This is a genomic window from Butyrivibrio sp. AE2032, assembly GCF_000702965.1.
Window position 1 is genome coordinate 1,810,665 of record NZ_JNLF01000005.1, and the last position, 25,284, is coordinate 1,835,948.

A 25,284-nucleotide genomic window follows, 5' to 3' on the forward strand; every position below is an offset into this window, starting at 1 on the left:
TACTCCGATCGGCGAAAACATAGACGGTTCTGTCCTCCTGATCGATTACACTTTCCACAGACTGATCTACAGCAATCCTGTATTCATTGCGGCGCTTGTGGCTTTGGGCGTGTGGCTTATTGCCCTCATTGTCTTCTGCATCATTGAAGCACAATACATGAAGTATAAGCGGCAGAGCAGACGGCGTCTGAGAAAGTTTTTGGTTTCAGATGCGTTTTAGAAAGACTGTTGTATCAGAAGTGGTTTGAGAACGTCTGCTGTCTCAGAATCTTTTCGAAAACGTCTGCTTTCTCAGAGTCTTTTCGCAAACCCCGGCTAAAACCTCGGCTATAGCCGGTGTTTTAACCTGCTTTTTAAAGGTTTTCTTCAAAAACCCGGCTAAAACCACGGTACGCGCCAGGTTTTTAGCCGAGGTTTTACTTCATACGTGCCTGCTTTTCCGCCGGGTTTTCGATAATGAAACGTCATACATTTCGAGCTTTTCGAGAATGGCTTGAAGCGACTCGCATTTGAAGTCACCACTTCAAAAAATCGGCAGCTATGCGGCGCTGCCGAATCATTTGCCGAATTTTTCGAGTATGTGCATAGAAAAATCTTGCAAAAATAAGGCATAGCCGCATCTCTGCCGGATTTTCTATGACCTGCGAACTCTTCAAGTGTTTTCAAATCGCACCAGCCTGGCAAACGGAGCGCCGCCGGAACCCTGCCGAAAAGCAAGTCATTGAGCAGCAGTTATCCCGGGCAAAAAGCAAGTCATTGTGCAGCAGTGACACTGGGCAAAGCGAAAAGGGCAGTCTCATTTTAGTCCTGAGACTGCCCCTGCTTTTCTATCCCTGTTATTCAGCTTGATTTATTAGGCCGGTGCGGACTTCATTTCAAAATCCGCTGTCTTTCGAAATATCAGCCGAGTGTGAACTCCATATTGTCGATCGTGATCTTTGCAACGTTGTCTGTGTCTACGAGACGGTTGAAAAGAACGATGAATCCTGTGTCGGTTCCGCAGATGTAGCCATAGCTTGCGACCTTATCATCTTCGTATACGAGATACTCGGATCCGTCCTTATATGTGATCTTGAACATCGTAACAGAATCAAGTGCTTCGCCCTTGGGTTCTTCACCGCCTGTGGAATCCCACTGCATTGCGATAGGGGAGATCTTGACCGTGCCGCCGTTGGCGGATGTGAATGTCTTGGAATCGAGCTTGTCTGCTACGGGAATAACAACGCTCTTCTCGTCCTTGATGTAGCTTGTGTCGCCCTTTTCAGTAAGGGTCTTCTCGATGTTGGTTCTAGTATCATTAAATTCCACACAGTAGAGGGTGATGTGGTCAGTTATGGGTTTAGCGAATTCAGATCCGAAGACGGTGTAATCTTCGAACATATACTCGTAGCAGTAGAGCTTTGTATCTGTTGATTTCTCAAGGTCTACCCAGATCTTGCCGTGACCTTCCTGGAATCCGAACATGATGTTCTGATCTTCATTGAAGAATGCGCCCTTTGCCTCATTCTCCTCCTGGCTGTAAACATAGCAGTTTACGCCCTTGGCTCTCTCGACCGTGTAAGCTGCGACGATTCCCATGCCGTCACGTACGACTGTCTCAACTGTGACAGTTGTATCGCCGATTGTAGTAGAAACGGGCTCTGTTGTGTACTTTCCGGCCAGGAGACGTTCTGCAACCTCAGGATCCTGAGCTACGTACTCTATTTTGGGCATCGTGACTTCGTACGTTACCGGGTTGCCCTTATCATCGTACTTGCCGTCCTCGACGACCACTTCGTTGTGGGTCTCGACATTTTTCTTTCCTTCGTTGCCCCAGAGTCTGTTAAAGAGTTCTCCTCCTGTTGCGGCATTGACCACAAAAGGTGAAGCTACAACGATTGCCGATGCTGCGGCTGCTACCTTGATCCCCAATTTGCTTATCTTTGCTTTATGTGCATTTTTCATTATAGATTCCTTTCCCGCTAAGTATCTGTCCGAGAAAACATGATCTTCCACACCGTCTGTGATGTGATCGAATTCCTCAATACTTATATCGTGTTCGAAAATTTTATCGTTAAGATCTTTGTTCATAAGTAATCTCCTGATAGGGGGTTGTCCGATAATTCCTTTGATCGTCCGGTCCTCAGGTCTGTCCTAAGTTCTGACGCATCAGCTTCTTGGCCCGTTCATAGCGTTTTCTTACATTTGCCTCTGTGATGCCCAGCTTGCCGGCTGTCTCTGTGACCGTATAATCGTGAACCACAAGGCATTCAACGACAGCATAGTATTTCTCGGGAAGCGACCTCATCAGCGGTGTGCACTCCGCTGCTCCGTCTTTTCTGTCGTCTGCCGCGGCAACAGTCTGTTCGCCGCAAACAGACTCCAGATCATCCGAGAAGCTGACGACCCTGCTTTCGTTTTTTCTCTTGTTATAGATATTGATCGAAGCATTCTTTATGACCGTTATGATGTACCTTTTGCATTCATCCGAATCAGCTTTTTCGAAATGGACCTTATGTCTGATAAGTTGTAAAAACGCGTCCTGTACGGCATCTTCTGCCAGTGATTCGTCATGCAGAACGGACAGTGCCACACGGAACATCTTCTGTTCGTAGAGCTCATAACAATCTTCGATAAATCTGAGCTGTTTTGACGGCAGTGCCATTTGCTTTGGTCTCCTTGTTGTTTCCTGAAAGGCCTTCCACCTTGCTGAGTTTAAGGGGTCCCCGTGTATGGCCTTCTACCCTATATAACAAACCGGAGAGCCGGTCTGTGACAAAATTATCCCCGATAAATTTATACACCACATTTTTGCCTCATGTTCGGCACTTGTGCATGAATAATTAATATAAAAAGAGCGGCTTTGTTTCCGTACACAGGGCGTTTTCGATGTTCGAAAAAATATCGATTAAACCTATTGACAAGGTGGGTTTAAGTGTTTATCATATGCGAAAATCATCAGAGAGAGGAGGACGGAAGTTATGTACGACCGTAAGTTCTATTTCCAGTCATTAGTCCGTTGTAACTTCCGTTGTGGACGAATGTGTTGTTCTTGTTCAAACAGCAGCTGTTCCAACAGCACAACTATAACTATTTGAATCAAGAAAGGATAACACAATTATGTCTAACTATAAATTTGAAACTCTCCAGCTCCACGTAGGCCAGGAACAACCCGATCCCGCATCCGATGCACGCGCAGTGCCGATCTACGCAACAACTTCTTACGTTTTCCATAACTCAGCTCATGCAGAAGCACGTTTTGGTCTTGCAGACGCAGGCAACATCTACGGAAGACTTACAAACTCCACACAGGGCGTTTTCGAAGACCGTATCGCAGCACTTGAAGGCGGCGTTGCAGGACTCGCAGTTGCTTCCGGCGCAGCAGCAATCACATATGTAATCGAAGCTCTCGCAGTTAAGGGTGAGCACATCGTAGCTCAGAAGACGATCTATGGCGGTTCCGAGAACCTTCTCGCACACACACTTCCCCTTTATGGTATCGAGACAACATTCGTCAACATCCATGATCTGGACGAAGTAAAGGCTGCCATCAGACCTAATACAAAGGCTCTCTACATTGAGACACTCGGCAACCCTTCATCTGACATCCCGGACATTGAAGCACTTGCTAAGATCGCTCACGAGGCAGGCATCCCGCTCGTTATCGACAACACATTCGGTACACCTTACCTCATCAGACCTATCGAGTTCGGTGCAGACATCGTAGTTCACTCTGCTACAAAGTTCATCGGCGGCCACGGCACAACATTGGGCGGCGTTATCGTTGATTCCGGCAACTTCGACTGGGCAGCTTCCGGCAAGTATCCCTGGATCTCTGAACCCAACCCCAGCTATCACGGCGTTAAGTTCACAGATGCAGCAGGCAAGGCAGCATTCGCAGTTTATATCAGAGCTATACTCTTAAGAGATACAGGTTCTTCCATCTCACCTTTCGCAGCATTCCTGCTCCTCCAGGGCACAGAGACTCTGTCCTTGAGACTTGAGCGTCACATCGAGAATACAAAGAAGGTATTGGACTTCCTCACAAATCATCCGAAGGTAGAGAAGGTCTTCCATCCTTCACTTGCAGATCATCCGGATCACGAAGTATATCAGAAGTACTTCCCTAACGGCGGCGGCTCCATCTTCACATTCAACGTAAAGGGCGGCAAGAAGGAAGCATTCGACTTCATCGACCACCTCGAATTGTTCTCACTCCTTGCTAACGTTGCTGACGTTAAGAGCCTTGTTATCCACCCGGCAAGCACAACACACTCACAGCTTTCCGAAGAAGAGCTCAACGACGTAGGCATCTATCAGAACACGATCCGTCTCTCTATCGGTACAGAGCACATCGATGACATCATTGCAGATCTCGAAAAGGGCTTCGCAGCAATTTGATCCCTTACAGATCAACTGATATATAATTACTTTTAGCAGTCATACGGGAGGAATAATTATGACTAAGATCTATACATCAGCAGACCAGCTTATCGGTAAGACACCTTTGCTTGAGCTCACACATCTCGAAAAGGCTCTTGGCCTTGAAGCAAAGCTCGTAGCAAAGCTAGAATACTTCAATCCTGCAGGAAGCGTTAAGGACCGCATCGCAAAGGCGATCATCGAAGACGCTGAAGCAACCGGCAGACTTAAGGAAGGCAGTGTCATCATCGAGCCTACGAGCGGCAACACCGGTATCGGTCTTGCATCCGTAGCAGCTGCTAAAGGTTACAGGCTCATCATCACAATGCCTGAGACCATGAGCGTTGAGAGAAGACAGCTCATCAAGGCATACGGTGCTGAACTCGTTCTCACAGAAGGCGCTAAAGGAATGAAGGGCGCGATCGCAAAGGCTGAGGAGCTCCAGGCTGAGATCCCTAACAGCATCATTGCAGGCCAGTTCATCAACCCCGCAAATCCGAAGGCTCACAAAGAGACTACAGGTCCTGAAATCTGGGAAGACACAGACGGCGAAGTTGATATCTTCGTTGCAGGTGTAGGCACAGGCGGAACGGTTACTGGTGTAGGCGAATATCTGAAGTCAAAGAAGGAATCCGTCAAAGTCGTAGCTGTAGAGCCTGCTGACTCTCCCGTTCTGAGTAAGGGCACTGCCGGTGCGCACAAGATCCAGGGTATCGGCGCAGGCTTCGTTCCCGAAGTTCTCAACACAAGCGTTTATGACGAGGTCATCCCCGTAACCAATGACGATGCATTTGCAACAGGCAAGCTTCTCGGCAAGAACGAAGGCGTTCTCGTAGGAATCTCTTCCGGTGCAGCTCTCTGGGCAGCAATCGAGCTCGCTAAGCGTCCCGAGAACAAGGGCAAGACGATCGTAGCACTCCTGCCTGACACGGGGGACCGTTATCTCTCGACTCCTCTTTTCGCAGACTGAGTTCTAAAGATATAGTAAGACTGAATAAACAACAAAATATGCCATAAAAAACCAAAGGCGTTGTCTCTGTGACCCGGTCACAAAGAGACAGCGCCTTTCTTTATCTCTTCAGAATACGGTTATCCGGATCATGTTGCCTAGTTAGCAGATGGTAGTCTGAAACACCTGAAAAATGGCTGCTTCAGACTACCAAATCAGTTTCCTGGTAGTCTGACATGCTCGAAAATTGACAGGTTCAGACTACTAAGAACTCAAGATGGTAGTCTGACATGCCCGAAAAATGACAGGTTCAGACTACCAAGAACTCAAGATGGTAGTCTGACATGCCCGAAAAATGACCGGTTCAGACTACCAACAGGCGTGGGCACGATGGCTAAAGTATGTGGGCTGGTACCAAACCGACCTTCAAACGGTACTGTTTCGCATACACCTGAGCTCCTGCACTTCAGGGGCCGCTGCAGTATTTTTCACTATTTTTCAAAATCGCAGAAAAGATATTGACAACTATATCGGGAGACGATATACTCGGGTTACGATATATCGGAAGCCGATATAAAAGGAGGATAGATAAATGCCACAGTTAGCGTTAACAGAAGCAGTCTTCTACATTTTGTTGTCGCTTCAAAAACCGCTTCACGGATACGGAATAATCCAGAATGTGGGAGAACTGTCACACGGGCGTGTAAAGCTCGCCGCAGGTACACTTTACGGAGCGCTTAATTCGCTCGTTGAGAAGGGATGGATAGATGCTCTGCCGGAAAACCCCGAGAGCCGCAAGAAGGAGTACGTGATCACCCAGAACGGTCTTGCCGTACTCAAAGAAGAACTTGCAAGACTCTCTGAACTGGTCGATAACGGCAAGAGGATTTTGGGAGGAAACTGATATGCGCAGAGTTATTCATAAGTTGTTTTGGATCTGGCAGCTCGAGAAAGAGCAGGCCTGGATCAATGAGATGGCTTCACACGGATATTCTCTTGAACATGCAGGAAGATTAACTTTTGAATTCGAAGAGACGGAACCAAACAAGTATATCTACAAGGAGATCTTCCTTAAGGGGGGAGGAGAGAGTGCCGAGAATCTGAAATACTTCAAGTTTCTGGAGGAGATGGGCATTAAGGTTGTGTGCTACATCAACTATCCCGGAACATGCTGGGTATATACGAGAGCTCTTAAAGAAGAATATCCGGACGGCATTGAACTGTATTCTGATATCGATTCAAAGATCAACTATCAGAAGGTTATGGCAGGATACCTGATATTTGTAATTGCATTTACACTCTTTGCGGCTTTGCTGAACACCTCGATCGTAGTGAGTTCATTATTGAGGAACAACATGTTAATGACGTTGAATCTCATATGCGCGATATTAATGCTCGCGCTCTGCGTGGCATCAGTCATCGCGGCGGTCAAAGCATTCATTAAGATAGGAAACCTTAAAAAGGAACGTAAGATACACGAATAGCATCAGTGATGCTTTTATCCTGACATAAATAATCATTTTTAAAACTCTTAGGAATAGGGGAGGTATAACTATGCAAAAATTAACTAATCAGGAGAGGCTTAAGCCCTGGATGGGTATAGTGCTTTTCGCAGTGCTCTTAGCACTTTTCTTAACGGTCTGCACGTATATGCAGGAGCATTGGGGAATGACGGGACTTGTTCTGACAGAGGTCTTGTTCCTTGCTGTTGCGGTAGGTTTCTGTCTTATCCGCAAGGTCAGTATCAAAGAGGTCTTTCCCATAAAGAAAGTGACAGTAAGAGAGATCTTCGGATGTCTGTTCCTTCTCCTTGGAGGACAGGGCTTTTCTTATGTAACTGTAGGTCTGGTCGGAATGCTCTTCCCGGCATGGGCTTCAGAGACGGCTGAACTTTCGAGCTTTCTCTATTCGGGAAATGCTCTCCTGGCTTTCCTGATCGTCTCGTTAACACCTGCCATCTGTGAGGAAGCTATCCACAGAGGTGCCATACTCTCATGCTTCAGATCGATCAAGAAGGACTGGGTAATTGTACTCATCATGGGACTGCTCTTCGGCATCAACCACATGTCACCGCTGCGTTTTATGGCGACGGCGATCCTCGGCGGAGTTCTGTCTTTTGTTGTGGTCAAGCGCAACAATATCCTTCTGTCGGCACTCATGCATTTCGCAAACAATGCATTTTCCGCACTCGCCGGAATCTATTCCGCAAAGACAATGGCAAGCAGCAGCGTAGCGGTATCGTTCACGCCTGATATGTTCGGAATATATCTGCTGATGGGCTTTACGGCTCCTGTGTTCCTCGTTCTCGGATGGCTGATGATAAGCCCTGAGACACATAAGAAGATAAACTTCCTTTTCGCAGGCATCCTTTCAGCTGTCATGTTCATTTCAGGAATCGCAATTACAGTTTCAGGCCAGCTGAACAAAACGATCGTAAACAGCACTATCGGATATGAGGTTACTGAGGATTCGAAAGATGCGCTCATGGATTTCTCTGTAGAAGAAGCGAGAACATATACGGTTACAGTCGTTATGTCCTGCAATAAAGAAGCAGAGTATTCCTTTGTAATGACGGATGATGACGGAAATGTCCTGATCGATACTGACATGAACAAGGGCGCTCAGATAAGACCATTCACAACAAGGCTCGACCTTTCCGAAGGACTTTACCATACTGAGATCAGGGGCGGGGAAGGCTCTGTCGGCGATAAGCCTGAGATACAGATACACGTCAATTAATACGGTCTGATTATCTACAAAAAAATATGTAAATAAACAAGACTGGCTTAAATCATTCGTGATAATCTAATCTTGGTTTTAGATCAGGAGGTGTCCCTATGAGTATAGATTTGAGCAAAATGCCCAAGATCGGTTTTGGCCTTATGAGACTCCCGGAGAAAGACGGAGTCATCGATCTGGACAAGGTCTGCAAGATGGTAGACAGCTATCTGGATGCCGGATTCAATTATTTCGATACGGCTTATGTCTATCACGGGGGCAACTCTGAGAAAGCCGTAAAGGAAGCCATCGTCAAGCGTCACCCGAGAGATTCATTCACTCTTGCGACAAAGCTTCCGGCGTGGTTCATCCATTCATTTGAAGACAGGGATAAGGTCTTTACCGAACAGCTCGAAAGATGCGGAGTCGATTACTTCGATTTCTATCTCCTCCACAGCATCGAGGACGGCAACAACTACGATACATACGAGAAGTACGACTGCTTCAACTGGGGCATTCAGAAGAAGGCTGAGGGCAGGATAAAGCATTTCGGATTCTCATATCACGGAACTCCGGAACTGCTCGTTAAGATCCTGGATAAGCATCCTGAGGTCGAGTTCGTTCAGATCCAGCTCAACTACATCGACTGGGACAATGCGATAGTCCATTCAGGCGAGCTCTATAAGATCCTTTCCGAGAGGAATATTCCGATCATAGTCATGGAACCCTGCAAGGGCGGCAAGCTCGCAAATCTTGACGATGAGTGTGCCTCTATCCTTAAGGCCATCCGTCCCGACAAGTCAGTCGCTTCATGGGCATTCCGTTTTGTCGGAAGTCTTCCGGGAGTAACCACCATCTTGAGCGGCATGTCCACAGAAGATCAGATGGCTGACAATATGAACACGTTTAAGAATTTCGAGCCTCTTAACGACGAGGAGAAAGCAGCTGTCGATAAGGTCGTCGAAGCAATGTCCCGCGTAGAGCTCATCGGATGCACGTCCTGCAAATACTGCGTCGAAGGCTGCCCTATGGGCATCAGCATTCCTGATGTCATCAGCGCTATCAACACCGCGAGGAAATTCCCGGGCGACATGAGACCTCAGTTCTTCTATAACGGCCTTGTGGACAGATACAGCCACGCATCAGACTGCATCGCCTGCGGCCAGTGCGAAGGCGTCTGCCCGCAGCATCTGCCCATCATCACCCTCATGCAGGAGGCTGTCGAAAAGTTCGAGTCACAGGGATAAACATATAACATATTCCTGCCTTGCCCGCCGGTACTCTTTTTGAGGCCGGCGGGTTATTTTTTCGGGATAAAAGTATTCGCGCCATGGCGTTATGTTTAGCCTGAAAACGGGCATTGAAAGCCCCCGCAGATATGGTCTGCAGCTTGTTGAACCCTGACTTCTTTTTATCTATACTTTTCTTGTAACTCCCGGGGATAATTTGATAAGAATGGGGACCCCGTTACCGGCTGGCAGCAGATAGGCGGCAACTGGTATTGCTTTGATGAAAAAGGCGTCATGCAGACCGGATGGATCGATGACGGCGGTATATGGTACTATCTTGCCTCCAACGGAAAGATGAAGACCGGTTGGCAGAAGATCGGCGGTGTCTGGTACTACTTCGGAACCAACGGCAAGATGCGTACCGACTGGCAGTCTGTCGGAGGCAAATGGTACTACTTCGGCGACAACGGAAAGATGAGAACATCCTGGCAGAAGCTTGGCGGAGTCTGGTATTACTTTGATGCCTCGGGCGCGATGGTAACAGGATGGAAATCGATTGGAGGAGCTTACTATTTCTTCAAGACCAATGGTGCGATGGCAACCGGTGAGTACTGTGGAGGTTACCGTCTTGATGCTGACGGCAGGTGGACATACACTTACAAGGCTTCCTGGAAGAAGGATTCCAAGGGCTGGTGGTATGGCGACTCAAATGGCTGGTATGCAAAGAACGAGACCTGGAAGATCGACGGGAAAGACTATAATTTCGATAAGTCGGGTTATTGCACGAATCCTTGACAACAACTGATTTATGCTTGTCAGAGTACGGAATATAGTCAAAAAACGTACTCAAATTTGCACTTTCGCATATATGTGCACTACAGAGTACGGATTTTCGAAAAAAACCGTACTCAAATTTGCACTTTCGCATATATGTGCACTACAGAGTACGGATTTTCGGGGAAAAACGTACTCTAACGTGAACTTATAAAAGCGAACTTTTTCGTGCGGGATTTGGCGAAAAACAGCACGGATTCTTGCACTTATAAACAGCCCCCGTACATATGCCCTTACACAGAAGGACGCGAGAAGATACGGAACTTAATGACATTCCAAACGATCTCCCTGTTATACTAAAAAATGAAAAACCGGGGGTTACGATGAGCAAGGGCAAAAACTACAAGACAACGCTGACGGCATGTTATCTGGCCTTCATTACGCAGGCGATAACTGCCAATCTTGCGCCGCTCCTGTTCCTGAGATTTCATACCGAGTTCGGGATATCTCTGGGTAAGATCGCGCTGATACCGATCGCTTTCTTTATCACGCAGCTGACCGTTGATCTGATATGTGCAGGGTTCATCAATAAGATCGGATACAGGACCGGCGCGTTGATTTCTGAGGCATTGGCGGGACTGGGTCTTGCGGGTCTTTCTTTTCTGCCTTATCTGCTGCCGGACCCTTTTACCGGTATCCTTGCGAGTACGATCCTCTATGCTATAGGAAGCGGGCTCATCGAAGTGCTCGCAAGCCCCATTGTCGAGGCGTGTCCTTTCGATAACAAGGCATCCGTGATGAGCATACTCCATTCGTTCTACTGCTGGGGATGCGTCGGTGTCATAGCCCTGTCGTCGGGATTCTTTTTCGTGTTCGGGATAGACCACTGGAGATGGCTCCCGTGCGTATGGTCGCTTATCCCGTTCGTGAACATCATAAACTTTGCGGTATGCCCCATCGAATCACTTACCGAAGACGGCGTGGAGATGGGCATGGGAAAACTTTTCAGGACGCCTGTGTTCTTTCTGGGAATAGTGCTGATGGTGTGCGCGGGTGCCTGTGAACTTGCCATGGCGCAGTGGTTCTCGGCATTTGCGGAGTCGGCGATAGGAATGCCGAAGACGACGGGTGACCTGGTAGGCCCATGTCTTTTCGCCGTTGCTATGGGCGTCTCCAGAGTTATATACGGAAAGTTTGGCGAAAAGCTCGAGCTCACGAAGTACATGCTCGGTTCGGGGATCCTGTGCCTCGGCTGCTATCTCGCGGCATCTCTTTCGAAGGCGCCGGCCATATGTCTTATCGGATGCATCGTATGCGGTTTTTCGGTGGGCATAATGTGGCCCGGCACGATAAGCATCCTGTCGAAAAGACTTCCGAGGGGAGGGACCGCGATGTTCGCGTTCCTTGCGATGGCGGGAGATCTCGGAGGCGCAATGGGACCGGGCATCGTGGGCGTTTTCGCGCAGATGAACGGGGACGATCTGAAGAATGGAATGCTCATCGGAAGCGTCTTCCCTCTGGTGCTGATAATCTCGGTCGCGGGGATCATGATAAAAGTTCGCAAAGAGCGATAATTTAGGGTTAACAAATAACATTTACCGTGCTAAAATTTCGAACGGGGACATGAGCCCCGGATTCCAACAAAAAAGAGAGGTGAATACGGTGGACGCTGGCGACAGTTGCGACAAACGAGGGAAACGTGCGCGAAATATCCTTTGTTCCTTAAAGTCATGCCGGACACTGTATTCGGACCTTAAGGACTAAATGATGTATCGTTACCTCTGTTTGCCCAAAGCATTGCAGAGGTTTTTTGTTCCCGTCGTTTGTTTACTTTCAGGAGGAAACAAATGGCAGAGAAGGAAATAAGGAGAGATTATCAGGACGAGATAATCTCGATCATAAGGGGGAATGATTCCCCGAGGGTAATTCATTACAAACTGGAAGATTATCACGCAAGTGATATCGCACAGATCCTGGAGGAGCTCGACGAGAAAGAGCGCAAGAAGTTTTTCAGGGTCTGCGGTAAGACACTGCTTGCCGAGGCATTCGAGTGCCTTGAGGAAGAGCAGGTAGGCGCATATCTCAACGAGATGGACATCAGACGTGCGGCTGCCGTCGTATCCGAACTCGAGACGGATACGGCTGCCAATGTTCTGAGGGAGCTCGAAAAGGAGAGAAGAGGACTCATTATCGAGGCGCTCGACTCCGAAGTCAGGCAGGAGATCAGCATAATCGCATCCTACGATGAGGACGAGATCGGTTCAAAGATGACCGCCAACTTCATCAAGATCGGTCTGGATCTCACGGTCAAGCAAGCAATGACGGAGCTCGTTACACAGGCTGAGGAGAACGACAACATCTCGACTCTCTTCGTCGAAGATGACGAGGGTCTCTTCTACGGAGCACTTACGCTCAAGGATCTCATCACCGCAAGGAGCACGACGGACCTCAACACGCTGATTGTCACGTCGTTCCCTTACGTTTACGCTAACGAGCTGATCGATGATTGTATCGAAAAGCTCAAGGATTATTCGGAGGACTTGATCCCTGTACTTAATGAGGACAACAAGATACTTGGAGTTATCACGTCGCAGAGCATCGTCGAAGTCGTCGATGATGAGCTCGGTGAGGACTACGTAAAACTCGCCGGACTTATTGCGGAAGAAGATATCAAGGAACCTCTGGGCCAGAGCATCAGGAAGAGAATGCCGTGGCTTCTTATACTGTTGTGCCTCGGCATGCTCGTTTCGAGCCTTGTCGGCGTTTTCGAAGGCGTCATCGCACACCTTACGATAATCATGGCATTCCAGTCGCTGATCCTCGACATGGCAGGTAACGTCGGCACGCAGTCGCTCGCTGTCACGATCAGAGTACTGACGGACGAGAACCTCACGTTTACGCAGAAGCTCACGCTCGTCATCAAGGAATCGAAGGTCGGCATGAGCGTAGGTCTCATACTGGGCGTTGCTTCGGTGATCCTGATAGGCGTCTATCTGATGGTTATAAAGCAGCGCGAACCTGTTTTCGCATTTGCTGTGAGCGGATGCATCGGTATAGCCCTCCTGATCTCCATGATCTGCTCGAGCATAATCGGCACGCTGATCCCGCTGTTCTTCAAGCGCATCAAGGTCGACCCGGCTGTCGCTTCGGGCCCCCTGATCACCACGGTCAACGACCTTGTGGCCGTCGCATGCTACTACGGAATCAGCTGGATCTTACTGATAAACGTTATGAATTTTTAAGGCCTCCGGGCACTTTAACTTTTGTCATCCGCCATATGAGGCGGAGATACCTCAGTCTGATAAAAGCAACTTATAAGGGTAGGTCTTTGCCGAGATTCTACCCTTATTTTTGCTTGACCGTTTATTATCCCGAAATCATAATGTAGCTGCATATGGAGGATAAGACATGGACCACGTAACATTCAGCCCTCAGGGCATTTGTTCAATCCAGATAGACTTCGATATAGAGGACGGGAAACTCTATAACGTCAAGTTTATCGGAGGCTGCAACGGCAACCTCAAAGCCATCGGAAAACTTGTCGAAGGCAAGGATGCCAAAGAAGTCGCAGAGATCTTAAGAGGCAACACCTGCGGCATGAAGGGCACGTCATGTGCCGACCAGCTTGCAAAGGCCATAGACGAACAGTTAGGCTGAGCATTCAGGCGTACGGCCTATAGGCGCACGTTGTTTAGGCACGCTCCGCTCAGGCGAACGCTCTTCAGGAGGACGCCGCTGCAAGTACATCTGCCGCTCTCTTTCGCGGACATCTGAAAAGCCTGGCTGCAACAAACCTGAGCAGTTATCTGTTTCAAAGGTATAATATCCCTGGAGGATGATCTTATGAAACTTTCGAAAACCATTGCTTCGGTACTTACGGCCTCTCTTTGCATGTCCATGTTTTTATGCGGCTGCAATTCGACCACGGAGACTACAAAAAAGCCCAAAGATCCCGATGAGACAAAGCCGGTTCAGACAGAACCGGAGCTGCCCGAAAATGAGCTGCTTTTCATATCCGGTTACGATAATGCCGCCTGGGGTCATCAGAGCAGCCGTACTTTTGTCTTGTCTGACGGCAGGGTATACAGTTCCGAAGAATCTTTCGAGTCCTACGGTACGAACTGGTCCGACAGGCTCTCGGATAACGATAGACTTAAGATCCTTATGGATTACACTGAACCTGTTCTCACTCTCGAAATGAATGACATCCGCCAGATATATAAATACATGGTCAAGATAGATCCCGGTTCCGAATTCGTTTATGACGATGAATATGCCTGTGACGCAGGCACGAGCTATATCCAGGTTCTGGTCGATGGTGAGTGGATCGAGATCAGCGAATCCGGGGACCGGAACGGGGAACTTAACGACCGCAATGCCAAGAGAGTCAAAAAGTATATCAGGGATGCGTTTTCCAATGCCGAGTGGGGAGCAACACCTCACGTCTATTCCAACTCCGAATCTTTTATCGGGACCTTTAAGTGTCCAAAAACAACGGTCAAGCCCTGCAGACAGATAATCACCAACATCGACGAGCTCAAAAAGTTCGAGAAAGATACAGGGCTCGACATCAGGAACATGGAGGCTTTCGAGTATTTCGGCGATTCCGAATACGACAGATTCAATTATATCTGCATTGCAGTTGAGATCATCGAATATCCCGCGTCATTGAAACTCGATGAGGTCACGGCTGACGCGTTCGTCGTATCCGGAGGCTACTGCGGTTTTGCATTTTTAGATGAACCCGGTCTTACGGATAGCACTGACAAGACATACGCATATTGTCACATAGTGCAGCTGCCCGCATACCAGGTAAGCGATTACGACATGTTCCTTGGGTGATCACATTCTGTTTTTCTGATCGCTGCTGTTTTTGAATACTGCCGTTTTCTGATAACCGTCACCTTAAGAGCGTCGTCAACTTAAGAGCGTCGTCAACTTAAGATCACCGTCACCCGCTTTGGGAAGGGAGCAAGACATGACTGAACATTCATCACCGGCCGAAGGTCTTCTGGCGGTCATAAGCCACCGCAACGAAGCGTGGGGACACTACAGCGACATTGTTTTCTTCATGTCGGACGGGAACATCTACCGCTCGCTTGAGTCGGTTGAGATCCGCGCCGGGAGCATGGATGAAGGCCTTTCCGAAGACGAGAGGCTGGCTCTGCTGATCAGATACACCGATCCTGTTGCCCGTATCAGTGACGAAGACATCAGCGAACTTCTCCACCTTTTGCCGCTCATAGATAAGGGCTCGGAATTTGTCCGTGGCGACGAGTGCTGTTTCGACGCCGGCACATCTCAGATGATAGTCCGTATCGGCGGCGAGCCCGTCGTGATCAACGAATGGGGAGAATCTTTCGGCAGACTGAAAGATGAGAACGCATCGAGAGTGACCGGCATCCTCGAAAAGTACAGCCGCTCCCTAAAAGAGGCAGGTGCCGCACACGTGTATTCTCAGCTTGAATCATTCATCGGCATCTTTGATTGCTCCGGAAAAGACCTTGCCCGTAATTCCAAAGGCTTTATAACCACTCCGGAAGAGCTCGATGCGTTCGTGAAGGATGCAGGGATCGACCTCGGCAGTGCCGGCGGTTTTGAGTTTTTCGACACTGCGGAGATCTTTAAGGATCATTGCCTCGCAGTCGAACTTTTCGATCACCCGGTCAGCAGTTTCCAATCTCCGGATGCCTTCATCGTATCAGGATCTTATGTCGGATTTGTCTGCCTTGATGAAGATGAAGCGCCGTCTGACCCGGTCGAGCGCGGGAGCATTCACTGCCGCATGATATTGCTGCCGAATAATGATATGAAGGAATATGAGCTGTTTACCGGGAAGTGAACTGTGAGAGATATCGTTTTCAGGGAAAAGTCTTTAAAAACGATATCAACCGGAATGTTAAGATATCGTTTTCAGGGAAAAGTCTTTAAAAACGATATCAACCGGAATGTTAAGATATCGTTTTCGGGAAAAAGTCTTTAAAAACGATATCAACCGGAAGGTCAAGATATCGTTTTCGGAAAATAGTCTTTAAAAACGATATCAGCCGGAATGCTAAGGTATCGTTTTCAGGAAAAAGTCTTTAAAAACGATATCAGCCGGAAGAAATATTCTGCACTTAACGGCCATAGTGGCGATTTTATCCCAAACCTTAGATTATTACCTCCGCGGGATAATTTTCAGAGGTGAAATTATCCCAAAAGTTTAAAAATGCTCACTTGGGATAATTTTGAGCTGGGATTTTATCCCAAACTGCAAGAAAACCTCATCTTGGGATAATTTTGAGCTCAGAATTTATCCCAAAGTCCCGAAAAATGGCGCGGTGGGATAATTCAGCCCTGGAGCTCTGTCAAGATAACGGACAGTGATTTCACAAATTAAGCGCCTCCGTTTTATCCCAAAGTCCGGAAAAACCGGCCCAGGCTCACGGGGATATTTCAGCACTTTCGCAACACATGCCAAACTGAAAATCCCCCACAGCATTGGCCAATGCTGTGAGGGACTTTCAAGTGAAGCACAAGTAAAAGTTTTACATCAAAACCTTACTTATACGCGGTGTAGGTGGTAACGTTCAGGACTGTCTCGCCGTCGATCTGGAGAGCGACCGGGCGGTCGAACGTTACGGTGATCCTGTGGCCTGTCTTGACCTCTACCACCTTCTTGTGGTCGACATGCTTGCCTTTGAAGATGGAAGGGAAGATGGCAAGAGTCCTGATCTTGCCGCTGCCGTGGAATACCAGTAAAGAGAGAAGGCGGTCTTTGCCGAGCCTGTCCTGGCCTGGTGTGGCGATCATGCCGCCGCCGTAGTAACGGCCGTTCATTGAGGGCGCGAGCCAGACCTTCTGATATGAGAACTTTTTGCCGTCGACTTCGATCTCGGCATTGGTGGGCTTGTAGTGGAACAGGAGACCCTTGATGGCGATCCCGGCATAGTCGATCTTCTCGTTGCCGGCTTCCCTCATCTGGTCGCCGACTTCGCAGCAGTAACCGTCGATGCCGTAGCCGATGCCGTTCAGGAAGCGGCGCTTCATGCCGTTGACCTCAACGAACGGGAGGTCGACGATGTATTTGTTGATCTGTTCGGGTGCGTCGCCGGGCTTCTTCCCGAGATCGTTCCAGAAGTCGTTGCCGCTGCCTGTTGGGAAGTAGAAGACTGCCTGCTCTATTTCGATGCCGTCCGTATCATTGATGAAGCGGTTGAGCGTGCCGTCGCCGCCGCAGAGGCAGATCTCGTCACTTGAAGAAAGTCCTGCAAGGAATTCTTTATAGTCGAGCTCGCAGACATCCTTGAATACTATATCCTTGCCGTTTAAGAAAGGCTTGACTCCTTCTGCCTTTGCCTTTCCCGATCCGTTCCCGGAAAGCCCGTTATACAGTACGTAAATTGACATTCTTCTTTTCCTCCCCCTCTTTCTGTTCTATAAACCCGAGCATGAGATCTCTTGCGTGATCGCCTATGTCGTTGCAGCGCATGGTCTTTGCCTCATCTGCAGATATGACATCCAGAACTTCGAAATACACGTCGCTCCTGTGGAACGGTGCATTCTTCTTTATCATGTCGGCGCCCTTTATGCCGCATATGACTATCGGGACATCTGCCTTCTGGGCGATCTTGAAGACACCGTTGTGGAACGGCAGGAGCCCCTCGCCAAAGTTCCTCGTGCCTTCAGGATAGACGTAGATCGACACCTGGTCGTCTTTTATAAGATCGGCGGCTTTGTTGACCGTTTCCATCGCCTTTCTCGGATTTTCGCGGTCTATGGCGAGGAAGCAGCATTTCCTGATGATGTTGCCCCAGAACGGGACGTGGAAATTCTCTTCTTTCGAAATGAAGGCGACATCGTAGTCCTTGAGCAGATACCATGTCGTGATCGGATCGAGCTTGGATTTGTGGTTGCTTACCATGAGGAATCTCTGATCTGTGGGGATCCTGTCCATGCCCTTTGTGTGAAAATGGATCCTTCCGAAAAATATCAGAAGCCAGGTTGAGCTGTTGAGAAGCCAGCGGTAGTAACCGTTGTGCTTATCGTAAAAGCGTTTTGAATCTACAAGACAGGCACTGACCATCAGGAGCAGCACGTACTGCAGGAAGCCTGAGATGAGCAAAACGATCAACCATAAGATGTACTTCATTACACCATCACCTCAAGCACATAATAGCAGAAGGCAAGATAATTTGATATTCAAATTTTCCTTTAATTGTTCGCCAAAAAGGGGAAAACAAAATTACAAAACTTGCGAATGGAATATGCAAATAGCAAGATGTGTAAAACATAAATGTCACCTTAACAGTAGTTGACGCTTATTTTTGTAGCACTGGTCCAAATACCTCTACTTGTTTGTTCAACCATTCTTGCGGTATTATAAACCCACGGAAAAGAAGCAAGAAGCAAAAACTATTTTTTCGCGGAGGTAATATGAAAAAAGGTTTTCTTAAAATTGTTGCCGGCCTGATGGCAGGCATGCTCCTCCTTGGCGGATGCGACGCGCTCCCCAAAGGATCGGACGGACCCCGTGAAGTCCCTACTACCATTACGGCGGATTTCACCAAGGGCGAGAACAAGGGCGGCAACTGGGTCACCTATGGCGACTGCAAGGTCACTCTTAAGGACGGAAAGGCTGTAGTCACAGAACGTTCGGCAAGCAATACGGGTGTTGCCGTGCCGTGCCCGGATTACAGAGGCAATACCGTCGTTACAAGTGCCCAGGCAACGACCGAGAACGGTTCTCTTACTCTCTCCATGAGATATGAGATCTTCGGAAACGTAACCTATGTCAACATCGCTGCCGGAATCCCCAACGAGTCCGGTGTGGTCGACATCACAGGCAAGATCGAGATCCCTGCAAACGCAGAGAATGCCCTGATCTATCTTGAGGCAAACGACGTAAGGGATTACACGGTAAGTTCTTTCGAAGTCAGCATCGACGGCGAATTCAACGACCTTACGAACGTACCTGTCGAATCACTTGAGGATCCTACAAAGACAGCTTCTCTTTCTGCAGCTTATGCAGATTATTTCAAGTTCGGCGTTGCATCTCCCGCAACTGTCATGACGAACACAAACGACGGATTCAAGAAACTCATCCTCACACAGTTCAATTCCGTTACACCCGAAAACGAACTGAAGCCCGAGAATGTTCTTGATGCTAAGACAACTCTTGCAGATCCCGCTAAGTACAATGAGTGCCCTGCAGTTCATTTCGATGCTGCAAAGCCTATCCTCGATTTCTGCAAGGAGAACGGAATCTCAATGAGAGGCCACACTCTCGTATGGCATTCCCAGACACCTTCATGGTTCTTCTATGAGAACTACGATGTAAACGGCCAGCTTGCAAGCAGAGATCTCATGCTCACGAGAATGGAAAACTACATCGACACCGTTATCAACTGGTGCGAGACAAACTATCCCGGTGTTATCTATGCTTGGGACGTCTGCAACGAGTGCATCGATGACGGCGGCGGAATCAGACAGAGCTACTGGACACAGACAATAGGTGAAGACTTCGTTGAGAAGGCTTTCGAGTTCGCAAGAAAGCACGCTCCCGCAAACGTTGAGCTCTTCTACAACGATTACAACGAGTATCAGACATCCAAGCAGGATGACATCATCAACCTGCTCAAGCCCATTGCAGCTGCAGGCAACATCGATGGTATGGGCATGCAGAGCCACATCAACTCCGGACTCAATGTAGATAACTACGTTGCAGCCGCAAAGAGATATGCTGATGAGCTCGGTGTCGTTATCCACATCACGGAGCTTGATGTTCAGGCACCTAAGTCCGTTAACCCCATGTATGACCAGGGCGTCTACATGAAGAAACTCTTCAGCGCCATCATCGAAGCAGACAAGGCAGGCGTGCCGATCGAGTGCGTTACTGTCTGGGGTCTCACAGATGACATGAGCTGGAAGTCAGCTACCAAGCCGTTGCTCTTCTACGGCAACCTGTCACCCAAGCCGGCATATGAAGGCGTTATGTGCGCGGTTAACGGCGGCGACGTACAGAAGCCTGCCGACTATGTTGAGCCCGTATCCGATACAACTCCTTTCGTAGAGGACTACGAGGATCAGAAGTTCACCGGCGGACCGAGATACAGCTCCGTCCAGAAGATCGTTGAAGGCGGTTACGAGAGTGATTACTGCCTCCAGAACTCTGAAGGTTATGCGGAGTACGACGGTTATTCGATCGACGTTTCACAGTATGCTGGTCACGTTATCCATGTAAGCTTCGCGATCAAGTCCAAGGCAGATGTCTGCAAGTGCACGGCTGATATCGACGGCACATGGCCCAACATCGCTGAAGTCCAGACCGGTACTGACGAGTGGGTACTTGGCGAAGGCGATTTCGAGGTTGAAGAAGGCGCAACACTCACGATCTATTTCGAGAGTTCCGACATGAGCCCGTTCTTCCTCGACAACGTCGAGATCAAGGCAATGAACTGATCCGGGGACTTAAGTCAATGATCCGGGGGCTGTCTCAAGCGAGGCAGCCCTCTTTTGTTTTTTAATATTACTGTCATTTGCAATTCTTCTTCCGCTCGAATATCCTTTTGTTATCGGCAGAGAGGGGGCCTTACGCCGTATGGAGAAGAGTATCAGAAAAGGGAGCAGACTAATAACCGATATAGCCGCATGTGCTGTATGGTCTGTTTTCGTACTCATCGCGACCGGCTGCAACTCCGCTCTGATGAACCCTTTGCGGCTCGCGGTCCTGTTATTGGGATTTACGGGCTTTGCCTGCCTCATGGTAATGAGCGCCGGGAAGAGCAGGAATGAGAAGATCATCGCCGCCGTCACGATCATCGCCGTGGCAATAAGGACTTTCTATGTGCTGTACACGGGTGCCCAGCAGAGGCAGCACGACATGGGCGAATTCGGCATCTTCCACGACTACAACTACCATTCCGAATACATCGAGTATCTGATAAACAACCACAGGCTGTTGGACGAGAACATCGCCGAGCACTGGCAGTTCTACCATCCGCCGTTGCAGCACATTACCTGCGCGGTCTTCTTCAGCATCTACAAGTCAGTAGCTCCTTCGTACGGCAATAACTGGGATGCTCTCCAGTGCCTGTCGCTCTTCTATTCGCTCGTGACACTTACGTTAGCCAAAAGGTTCACGGATCTTTGGAACCTGAAGCCCAAGGCAAAGACACTGGCTTACCTCACGGTTGCCCTGCACCCGCAGCTGATCGTATTCTCCGGTGCGCTCAACAACGACCCCATTGCGGTAATGTTTGCGATAGCGGCTCTCTATCTGACGTTCGTCTGGTACGGGGAGGAGAAGAAGTCGTTTGCAAAGCTCATGGGCATCGGCCTTTGCGTCGGCCTCGGCATGATGGGAAAACTCTCTGCCGGGATCGTTGCCGTGCCCATAGGTCTCGTCATGGTCAAGGCTTTTTTTGAGTCGAAAAAGAAGCCTGTCATGTTCCTTCAGTATGTTGCGTTCATGGCGGTATGCGCGCCTTTGGGACTCTGGTATCAGGTGAGGTCCTATGTCCTCTGGAAGGTGCCGATCACATATGTCGCAAAACCGGACCTTATCTTAAATCCGGGTCTCATAATAGATCAGCCGGCATGGAAAAGGTTCCTCGCGTTCGGCGACGGAGTCGACTATAACATCATCACTGAGACTCTGGATGCGGCTGTTTTCGACGGCGACTACTACCGCGATCACACGCTCCTGGCGCTCATCGGTTATCTGCTTCTCTCGGTTTTCTCTGTGTTCGTGATCACTGTTTTCGCGAACATGGTTATCTGCTGGATAAAGGACCGCAGCTTCACGGATCTCGTGATAACGGTGCTCTTCCTGTCGCAGCTCGCATCTTACGTTTATTTCTGCTTCAGCTATCCGTACACATGCACCATGTCGTTCAGATATATCGTCCCGACGGTCATCGCGGGTGCATACTATACCGGCAGGGCCAAAGACTTGAGCCCGCACCTCTTATCGCTCCTGACAACCGCTTCGGTCTATGCTCTGGCCGTTATCTCACTGGTCTTCTACGGACTGGTCTGGATAAAGGGCTGACCTTGAATTTTATCGAAAAACAATAAAAGTCTATTGAAAAACAATATCGGCGGTGCTAATATAGCATCAACCGCGGAATAACATTTCAGGAGATTAGACATGAAAAAGGGATTCATAATAGGATTTAGCATTTTCGCTGCGCTTGTTGCGATGTTCGGCGTCATCTGTTTCCTGTTCATCCGCAGTTTTAAAACCGTTGACCAGTGGACCGTTTACGGTGACCTCACGGGCGAACAGAAGGAAAAATACAGCTATATGGCACTGCTGCCGGAGTTTGAGGATTCGATAGACCGGTACGGCATCAGGGGTTTCCGTGACGCTATATATCAGGTTGAATCGCCTGTTTACGCAAACAGCGATGAGATGATCGGAGCTCTTCCTGAGAGCTGGAGCGGTGCGCTTTACCAGGCGCTCGAAAACGGTACACCCGAAGATTCGCGCGACGTCGAATACGACGCGGTAAAGTGTTACGCGATAACGGAAGGATTGCCGCTCATAGAAGAGAAGGATGTCCCCGATGAATACAAACACAATGTAATCGGATGCTTCTGGGACTACATGATCCTCGAGTATCCGGACGGGACCTGCCGCTTCGCGGTTGAGATTAAAACCACCTGAACTCAACGCGTGTTGTATAATATCCGCAGGTGACAGAATTATCTGTTATCACGCATTGATTGGACAACACGGGAAGATTATGAGTTTTACGGAAAAGATCAGAAAACATATATGGCCGTGGTGCATCTTTATTCTTGCCGCGGCCGTTTTCTATATCTGGATCGCATATCAGATCCCTTATACCCACGATGACTGGGACTGGGGTCTGGCGCCCGGCATTGAGCATCTGACGACCGCTGACATCAACAGCAGATATGCCGGAAATGCAGTCGAGGTCCTGATCACCAGGTCGTTCGCGCTGAAGACCGTGGTGATGGGTCTTGTTTTCGCGCTGATGGTATTCTCATCGACTAAGAACGCATACCTGTTTCTGAGCGGTGAAACGAAGAGTAAGATCGACTTCAAGACCACTACCTGCGCATTCCTTTTCGCGAACTGCATCTTTCTTTGCATGCCGTCCTACATATGGGGTCAGACGAACGGGTGGGTAGCAGGTTTCGCGAACTTTGTAATGTCCGCACTCGCGATGCTCATATTCTTCAGACTGCTTTTCGAGCGCGGGAGCAGTCACCTTTCCAAAAAGCGGAAGGTGACATCTGCGGTATTGCACTTCGTGTTTGGAGTCATCATCCAGCTGTTTATCGAAAACCTGACCGTGATATTTCTCATGTTCTCGTTTGCGTTTGCACTGTACTGCCTGATCAGGAAAGAAGAGCGTAAGAACATAAACATCTACACGCTCTTTGCGGGTAATCTGGCAGGCGCCGTCATCATGTTCAGCAACAACATATACAGTTCACTCTGGAACACCGGTACCGCGGTCGACGGATACAGGGTCCTTCAGTACGACCGCTCCAAGCCGTTATCGGTATTCCTTGAGGCGGCATATCAGAGATACATGCGCGATTTCATTCCCGGCATAGTGAGCCAGGACATCCTGATCCCGATGGTCATCTCGCTGCTCCTGCTCCTTATCGCGGCAAGAAAGCTGAAGGGGAAGGAATCGTTCGCTAAGAAATTCCTTATCGTCCTGATGATGATCTTCGATATTGCATTCCTCGTTTACTACGGCTCGGTCATGTTCAATAAATGTCCCGCGTTCATCAGGGAATCCGACAGTCTCTACGCATTTATAGACCTGGGTTTTGCGGAGATCATATCAGTTGAACTGGTGGTCCTCTTCCTGAACGAGAGGAAACTCCTGAGACGTCTTCTGGTCTTCTGGTTCATGCCATTTCTCGCCATGGTGCCAATGCTGACAGTCGACTCGATCGGAGGACGTTGTTTCTATGCGGGCATCATCAGCTTCTGTGTGTTCTGCCAGATGCTCCTCATCTATTATCTTAAGAATGTCAGGTTCGTCCCCAAGACTATCGCTTTGGTCGTCCTTGGCATCATCACCGCATTTTTCGCGTTCAGCATGGGAAGGATCTACCTCGCGATCGGAAACGTTAGCAGGGAGCGTTATCAGATCATAGAGAATGTTAAGGATGAGACAGGCGACATAACCATCGTCATGCCGCCTTATCCGTTCGAAGATTATATGTGGTTCCCTGATCCCGCCGACGATTCGCGCGTGGCCTATTTTAAGGAGTTCTACGGGATCCCCGAAAACGTGGACGTGGAATTCTGATCCTGATTTCTGAAGATCTCAAGCCGGCTTTTTCGCGCCGCCCTTAATGAGCAATATGACGGCAATGACGATCACGGGCAGTACGCCGATGAGACCGAAGCAGCTCGGGCCAAGGATCGAAAGGTCCTGATATCCGCTCTTCAGTATGAGCAGGACCGGCATCGTGGATGCGTTCATCGAAGCGTGCATGAGCGAAGGGATCCAGATGCATCCGGTCTTCTCATATACATAGTCGATGAGGATGCCGAAAGCGCAGAGTGCGATGCAGATAACGACGGGTCCTAAAACGGGCTTTCCGAAATACTCACCTTCATAGAAATAACTTCCGAGGATCACGAGAGGCCAGTGCCAGATGCCCCAGAGCGCACCGCCTGCGAGCTTTCCCGCGACGGGACCGAGCTTTGTCTTGAGGTAAGGATACATGACGCCTCTCCAGCCGGCTTCCTCGCCGAGGGATGGAAGGATCTGAGATACCGGGATGACCGTCAGTGACATTACCGTCATGACTCCCAGATAAGGATAAGGGTCGATGTCCGCCATGCCGGACATGGAAGCGATGTCAGAGGGGATCATTGCCAGGATGCCGTCCATGCTTACACCGAATGCTTCGCGGTTAAAGATGAAGAATAAGGCAGCACCGAGCCAGCTGAGTAACTGAGGGCCTATTAAGGCGAAGATGAAGTATTTGAAAGAGAACTTCGGCTTCCATCCGAGCTTCTTGAAGGGGAGCTTTGCGATGAGCACGGCGGCCAGCGGGATCAGGATCGCAATGACCCTGAACAGGAACATGAAGAGCAGAGTGTTGCCGTTCTTATATGCTATGCCTGCTATCGAAAGGGGGATGTATGCCGCCAAAAAAGCGGCCGACAAAAATATAACGAACTTTTGGTTTGTTATCTCATTTGTGTTTATCATGTTGTACTCCTGA

Annotated in this window: 21 protein-coding genes and 1 pseudogene; 17 read left to right on the forward strand and 5 right to left on the reverse strand. The window is 49.0% G+C overall.

Features of this window, described 5'->3' with window-relative positions:
- Positions 1-900: 900 nt before the first annotated feature.
- Together BO18_RS25585 and BO18_RS25590 are read right to left on the reverse strand one after the other, a co-directional pair.
- The gene (locus tag BO18_RS25585) at positions 901-2,070 is read right to left on the reverse strand and encodes a hypothetical protein (protein WP_034450520.1); all 1,170 of its coding nucleotides are present in this window, start codon (positions 2,068-2,070) and stop codon (positions 901-903) included.
- A 52-nt stretch (positions 2,071-2,122) separates the two neighbouring features.
- Entirely contained in the window at positions 2,123-2,644 is a 522-nt protein-coding gene (locus BO18_RS25590; RefSeq protein WP_034450523.1) for an RNA polymerase sigma factor, read from the reverse strand.
- Positions 2,645-3,099: 455 nt separating this feature from the next.
- On the opposite strand from BO18_RS25590, the gene BO18_RS25595 reads away from it, so the two are divergent.
- From BO18_RS25595 to BO18_RS25650, 13 genes and pseudogenes are all read left to right on the forward strand, one after another.
- Positions 3,100-4,380 carry an O-acetylhomoserine aminocarboxypropyltransferase/cysteine synthase family protein gene (locus BO18_RS25595; RefSeq protein ID WP_034450527.1) on the forward strand — a complete coding sequence of 427 codons (1,281 nt, stop codon included), beginning with the start codon at positions 3,100-3,102 and terminating at the stop codon, positions 4,378-4,380.
- Positions 4,381-4,438: 58 nt separating this feature from the next.
- Positions 4,439-5,371 (forward strand): cysteine synthase A, encoded by a 933-nt coding sequence (gene cysK / locus BO18_RS25600; RefSeq protein WP_034450531.1) that lies wholly within the window; start codon positions 4,439-4,441, stop codon positions 5,369-5,371.
- Between the two features lie 571 nt (positions 5,372-5,942).
- Positions 5,943-6,254 carry a PadR family transcriptional regulator gene (locus BO18_RS25605; protein ID WP_034450534.1) on the forward strand — a complete coding sequence of 104 codons (312 nt, stop codon included), beginning with the start codon at positions 5,943-5,945 and terminating at the stop codon, positions 6,252-6,254.
- 1 nt (position 6,255) lies between these two features.
- Positions 6,256-6,834 (forward strand): DUF2812 domain-containing protein, encoded by a 579-nt coding sequence (locus BO18_RS33585; protein ID WP_051689164.1) that lies wholly within the window; start codon positions 6,256-6,258, stop codon positions 6,832-6,834.
- 70 nt (positions 6,835-6,904) lie between these two features.
- A complete protein-coding gene (locus tag BO18_RS33590; RefSeq protein ID WP_051689165.1) occupies positions 6,905-8,089 on the forward strand; it encodes a CPBP family intramembrane glutamic endopeptidase in 1,185 nt (394 codons plus the stop codon).
- Positions 8,090-8,187: 98 nt separating this feature from the next.
- Positions 8,188-9,315: an aldo/keto reductase gene (locus BO18_RS25620; protein WP_242856606.1), complete on the forward strand. Its 1,128-nt coding sequence runs from the start codon at positions 8,188-8,190 to the stop codon at positions 9,313-9,315.
- 222 nt (positions 9,316-9,537) lie between these two features.
- A pseudogene (locus BO18_RS36355) lies at positions 9,538-9,654 on the forward strand (N-acetylmuramoyl-L-alanine amidase family protein); the annotation flags it as partial.
- Entirely contained in the window at positions 9,652-10,092 is a 441-nt protein-coding gene (locus tag BO18_RS36360; RefSeq protein ID WP_330379680.1) for a hypothetical protein, read from the forward strand. The pseudogene BO18_RS36355 and the gene BO18_RS36360, both read left to right, overlap by 3 nt.
- A 362-nt stretch (positions 10,093-10,454) precedes the next feature.
- Positions 10,455-11,645, forward strand: coding sequence for an MFS transporter (locus BO18_RS25630; protein WP_034450537.1), 1,191 nt, complete (start codon positions 10,455-10,457; stop codon positions 11,643-11,645).
- A 273-nt stretch (positions 11,646-11,918) separates the two neighbouring features.
- Positions 11,919-13,313 carry a magnesium transporter gene (gene mgtE / locus BO18_RS25635; protein WP_034450540.1) on the forward strand — a complete coding sequence of 465 codons (1,395 nt, stop codon included), beginning with the start codon at positions 11,919-11,921 and terminating at the stop codon, positions 13,311-13,313.
- Positions 13,314-13,479: 166 nt separating this feature from the next.
- Entirely contained in the window at positions 13,480-13,728 is a 249-nt protein-coding gene (locus tag BO18_RS25640) for a TIGR03905 family TSCPD domain-containing protein (protein ID WP_034450543.1), read from the forward strand.
- A 186-nt stretch (positions 13,729-13,914) separates the two neighbouring features.
- Positions 13,915-14,913, forward strand: coding sequence for a hypothetical protein (locus BO18_RS25645; RefSeq protein ID WP_034450546.1), 999 nt, complete (start codon positions 13,915-13,917; stop codon positions 14,911-14,913).
- Between the two features lie 136 nt (positions 14,914-15,049).
- Complete coding sequence (locus tag BO18_RS25650; RefSeq protein WP_034450549.1) at positions 15,050-15,913, forward strand: hypothetical protein; 864 nt, start codon at positions 15,050-15,052, stop codon at positions 15,911-15,913.
- Between the two features lie 701 nt (positions 15,914-16,614).
- Here the strand turns inward: BO18_RS25650 and BO18_RS25655 are convergent.
- Together BO18_RS25655 and BO18_RS33595 are read right to left on the reverse strand one after the other, a co-directional pair.
- Positions 16,615-17,463: a diacylglycerol/lipid kinase family protein gene (locus BO18_RS25655; RefSeq protein ID WP_034450551.1), complete on the reverse strand. Its 849-nt coding sequence runs from the start codon at positions 17,461-17,463 to the stop codon at positions 16,615-16,617.
- Positions 17,441-18,205, reverse strand: coding sequence for a lysophospholipid acyltransferase family protein (locus BO18_RS33595; RefSeq protein ID WP_051689167.1), 765 nt, complete (start codon positions 18,203-18,205; stop codon positions 17,441-17,443). The genes BO18_RS25655 and BO18_RS33595 overlap by 23 nt, the downstream gene beginning before the upstream one ends.
- Before the next feature lie 284 nt (positions 18,206-18,489).
- Here BO18_RS33595 and BO18_RS33600 point away from each other — a divergent pair, with 284 nt between their 5' ends.
- The 4 genes from BO18_RS33600 to BO18_RS25680 all read left to right on the forward strand — a co-directional run bounded on the left by BO18_RS33600 (position 18,490) and on the right by BO18_RS25680 (position 24,356).
- Positions 18,490-20,514, forward strand: a complete 2,025-nt coding sequence (locus BO18_RS33600; RefSeq protein ID WP_051689168.1) for an endo-1,4-beta-xylanase — start codon at positions 18,490-18,492, stop codon at positions 20,512-20,514.
- A gap of 139 nt (positions 20,515-20,653) precedes the next feature.
- A complete protein-coding gene (locus tag BO18_RS25670) occupies positions 20,654-22,105 on the forward strand; it encodes a glycosyltransferase family 39 protein (RefSeq protein ID WP_034450552.1) in 1,452 nt (483 codons plus the stop codon).
- A gap of 99 nt (positions 22,106-22,204) precedes the next feature.
- Positions 22,205-22,723 (forward strand): hypothetical protein, encoded by a 519-nt coding sequence (locus tag BO18_RS25675; protein ID WP_034450554.1) that lies wholly within the window; start codon positions 22,205-22,207, stop codon positions 22,721-22,723.
- A gap of 79 nt (positions 22,724-22,802) precedes the next feature.
- Complete coding sequence (locus BO18_RS25680) at positions 22,803-24,356, forward strand: DUF6056 family protein (RefSeq protein WP_034450555.1); 1,554 nt, start codon at positions 22,803-22,805, stop codon at positions 24,354-24,356.
- An 18-nt stretch (positions 24,357-24,374) separates the two neighbouring features.
- On the opposite strand, the gene BO18_RS25685 is transcribed toward BO18_RS25680, so the two are convergent.
- Entirely contained in the window at positions 24,375-25,271 is an 897-nt protein-coding gene (locus tag BO18_RS25685) for a CPBP family intramembrane glutamic endopeptidase (protein ID WP_034450557.1), read from the reverse strand.
- Positions 25,272-25,284: the final 13 nt, after the last annotated feature.

Coding starts and splice junctions, on each gene's coding strand:
- BO18_RS25585 (WP_034450520.1), bottom strand. CDS start 2,070: ATGAACAAAGATCTTAACGATAAAATTTTCGAACACGATATAAGTATT.
- BO18_RS25590 (WP_034450523.1), bottom strand. CDS start 2,644: ATGGCACTGCCGTCAAAACAGCTCAGATTTATCGAAGATTGTTATGAG.
- BO18_RS25595 (WP_034450527.1), top strand. CDS start 3,100: ATGTCTAACTATAAATTTGAAACTCTCCAGCTCCACGTAGGCCAGGAA.
- cysK (WP_034450531.1), top strand. CDS start 4,439: ATGACTAAGATCTATACATCAGCAGACCAGCTTATCGGTAAGACACCT.
- BO18_RS25605 (WP_034450534.1), top strand. CDS start 5,943: ATGCCACAGTTAGCGTTAACAGAAGCAGTCTTCTACATTTTGTTGTCG.
- BO18_RS33585 (WP_051689164.1), top strand. CDS start 6,256: ATGCGCAGAGTTATTCATAAGTTGTTTTGGATCTGGCAGCTCGAGAAA.
- BO18_RS33590 (WP_051689165.1), top strand. CDS start 6,905: ATGCAAAAATTAACTAATCAGGAGAGGCTTAAGCCCTGGATGGGTATA.
- BO18_RS25620 (WP_242856606.1), top strand. CDS start 8,188: ATGAGTATAGATTTGAGCAAAATGCCCAAGATCGGTTTTGGCCTTATG.
- BO18_RS36360 (WP_330379680.1), top strand. CDS start 9,652: ATGAAGACCGGTTGGCAGAAGATCGGCGGTGTCTGGTACTACTTCGGA.
- BO18_RS25630 (WP_034450537.1), top strand. CDS start 10,455: ATGAGCAAGGGCAAAAACTACAAGACAACGCTGACGGCATGTTATCTG.
- mgtE (WP_034450540.1), top strand. CDS start 11,919: ATGGCAGAGAAGGAAATAAGGAGAGATTATCAGGACGAGATAATCTCG.
- BO18_RS25640 (WP_034450543.1), top strand. CDS start 13,480: ATGGACCACGTAACATTCAGCCCTCAGGGCATTTGTTCAATCCAGATA.
- BO18_RS25645 (WP_034450546.1), top strand. CDS start 13,915: ATGAAACTTTCGAAAACCATTGCTTCGGTACTTACGGCCTCTCTTTGC.
- BO18_RS25650 (WP_034450549.1), top strand. CDS start 15,050: ATGACTGAACATTCATCACCGGCCGAAGGTCTTCTGGCGGTCATAAGC.
- BO18_RS25655 (WP_034450551.1), bottom strand. CDS start 17,463: ATGTCAATTTACGTACTGTATAACGGGCTTTCCGGGAACGGATCGGGA.
- BO18_RS33595 (WP_051689167.1), bottom strand. CDS start 18,205: ATGAAGTACATCTTATGGTTGATCGTTTTGCTCATCTCAGGCTTCCTG.
- BO18_RS33600 (WP_051689168.1), top strand. CDS start 18,490: ATGAAAAAAGGTTTTCTTAAAATTGTTGCCGGCCTGATGGCAGGCATG.
- BO18_RS25670 (WP_034450552.1), top strand. CDS start 20,654: ATGGAGAAGAGTATCAGAAAAGGGAGCAGACTAATAACCGATATAGCC.
- BO18_RS25675 (WP_034450554.1), top strand. CDS start 22,205: ATGAAAAAGGGATTCATAATAGGATTTAGCATTTTCGCTGCGCTTGTT.
- BO18_RS25680 (WP_034450555.1), top strand. CDS start 22,803: ATGAGTTTTACGGAAAAGATCAGAAAACATATATGGCCGTGGTGCATC.
- BO18_RS25685 (WP_034450557.1), bottom strand. CDS start 25,271: ATGATAAACACAAATGAGATAACAAACCAAAAGTTCGTTATATTTTTG.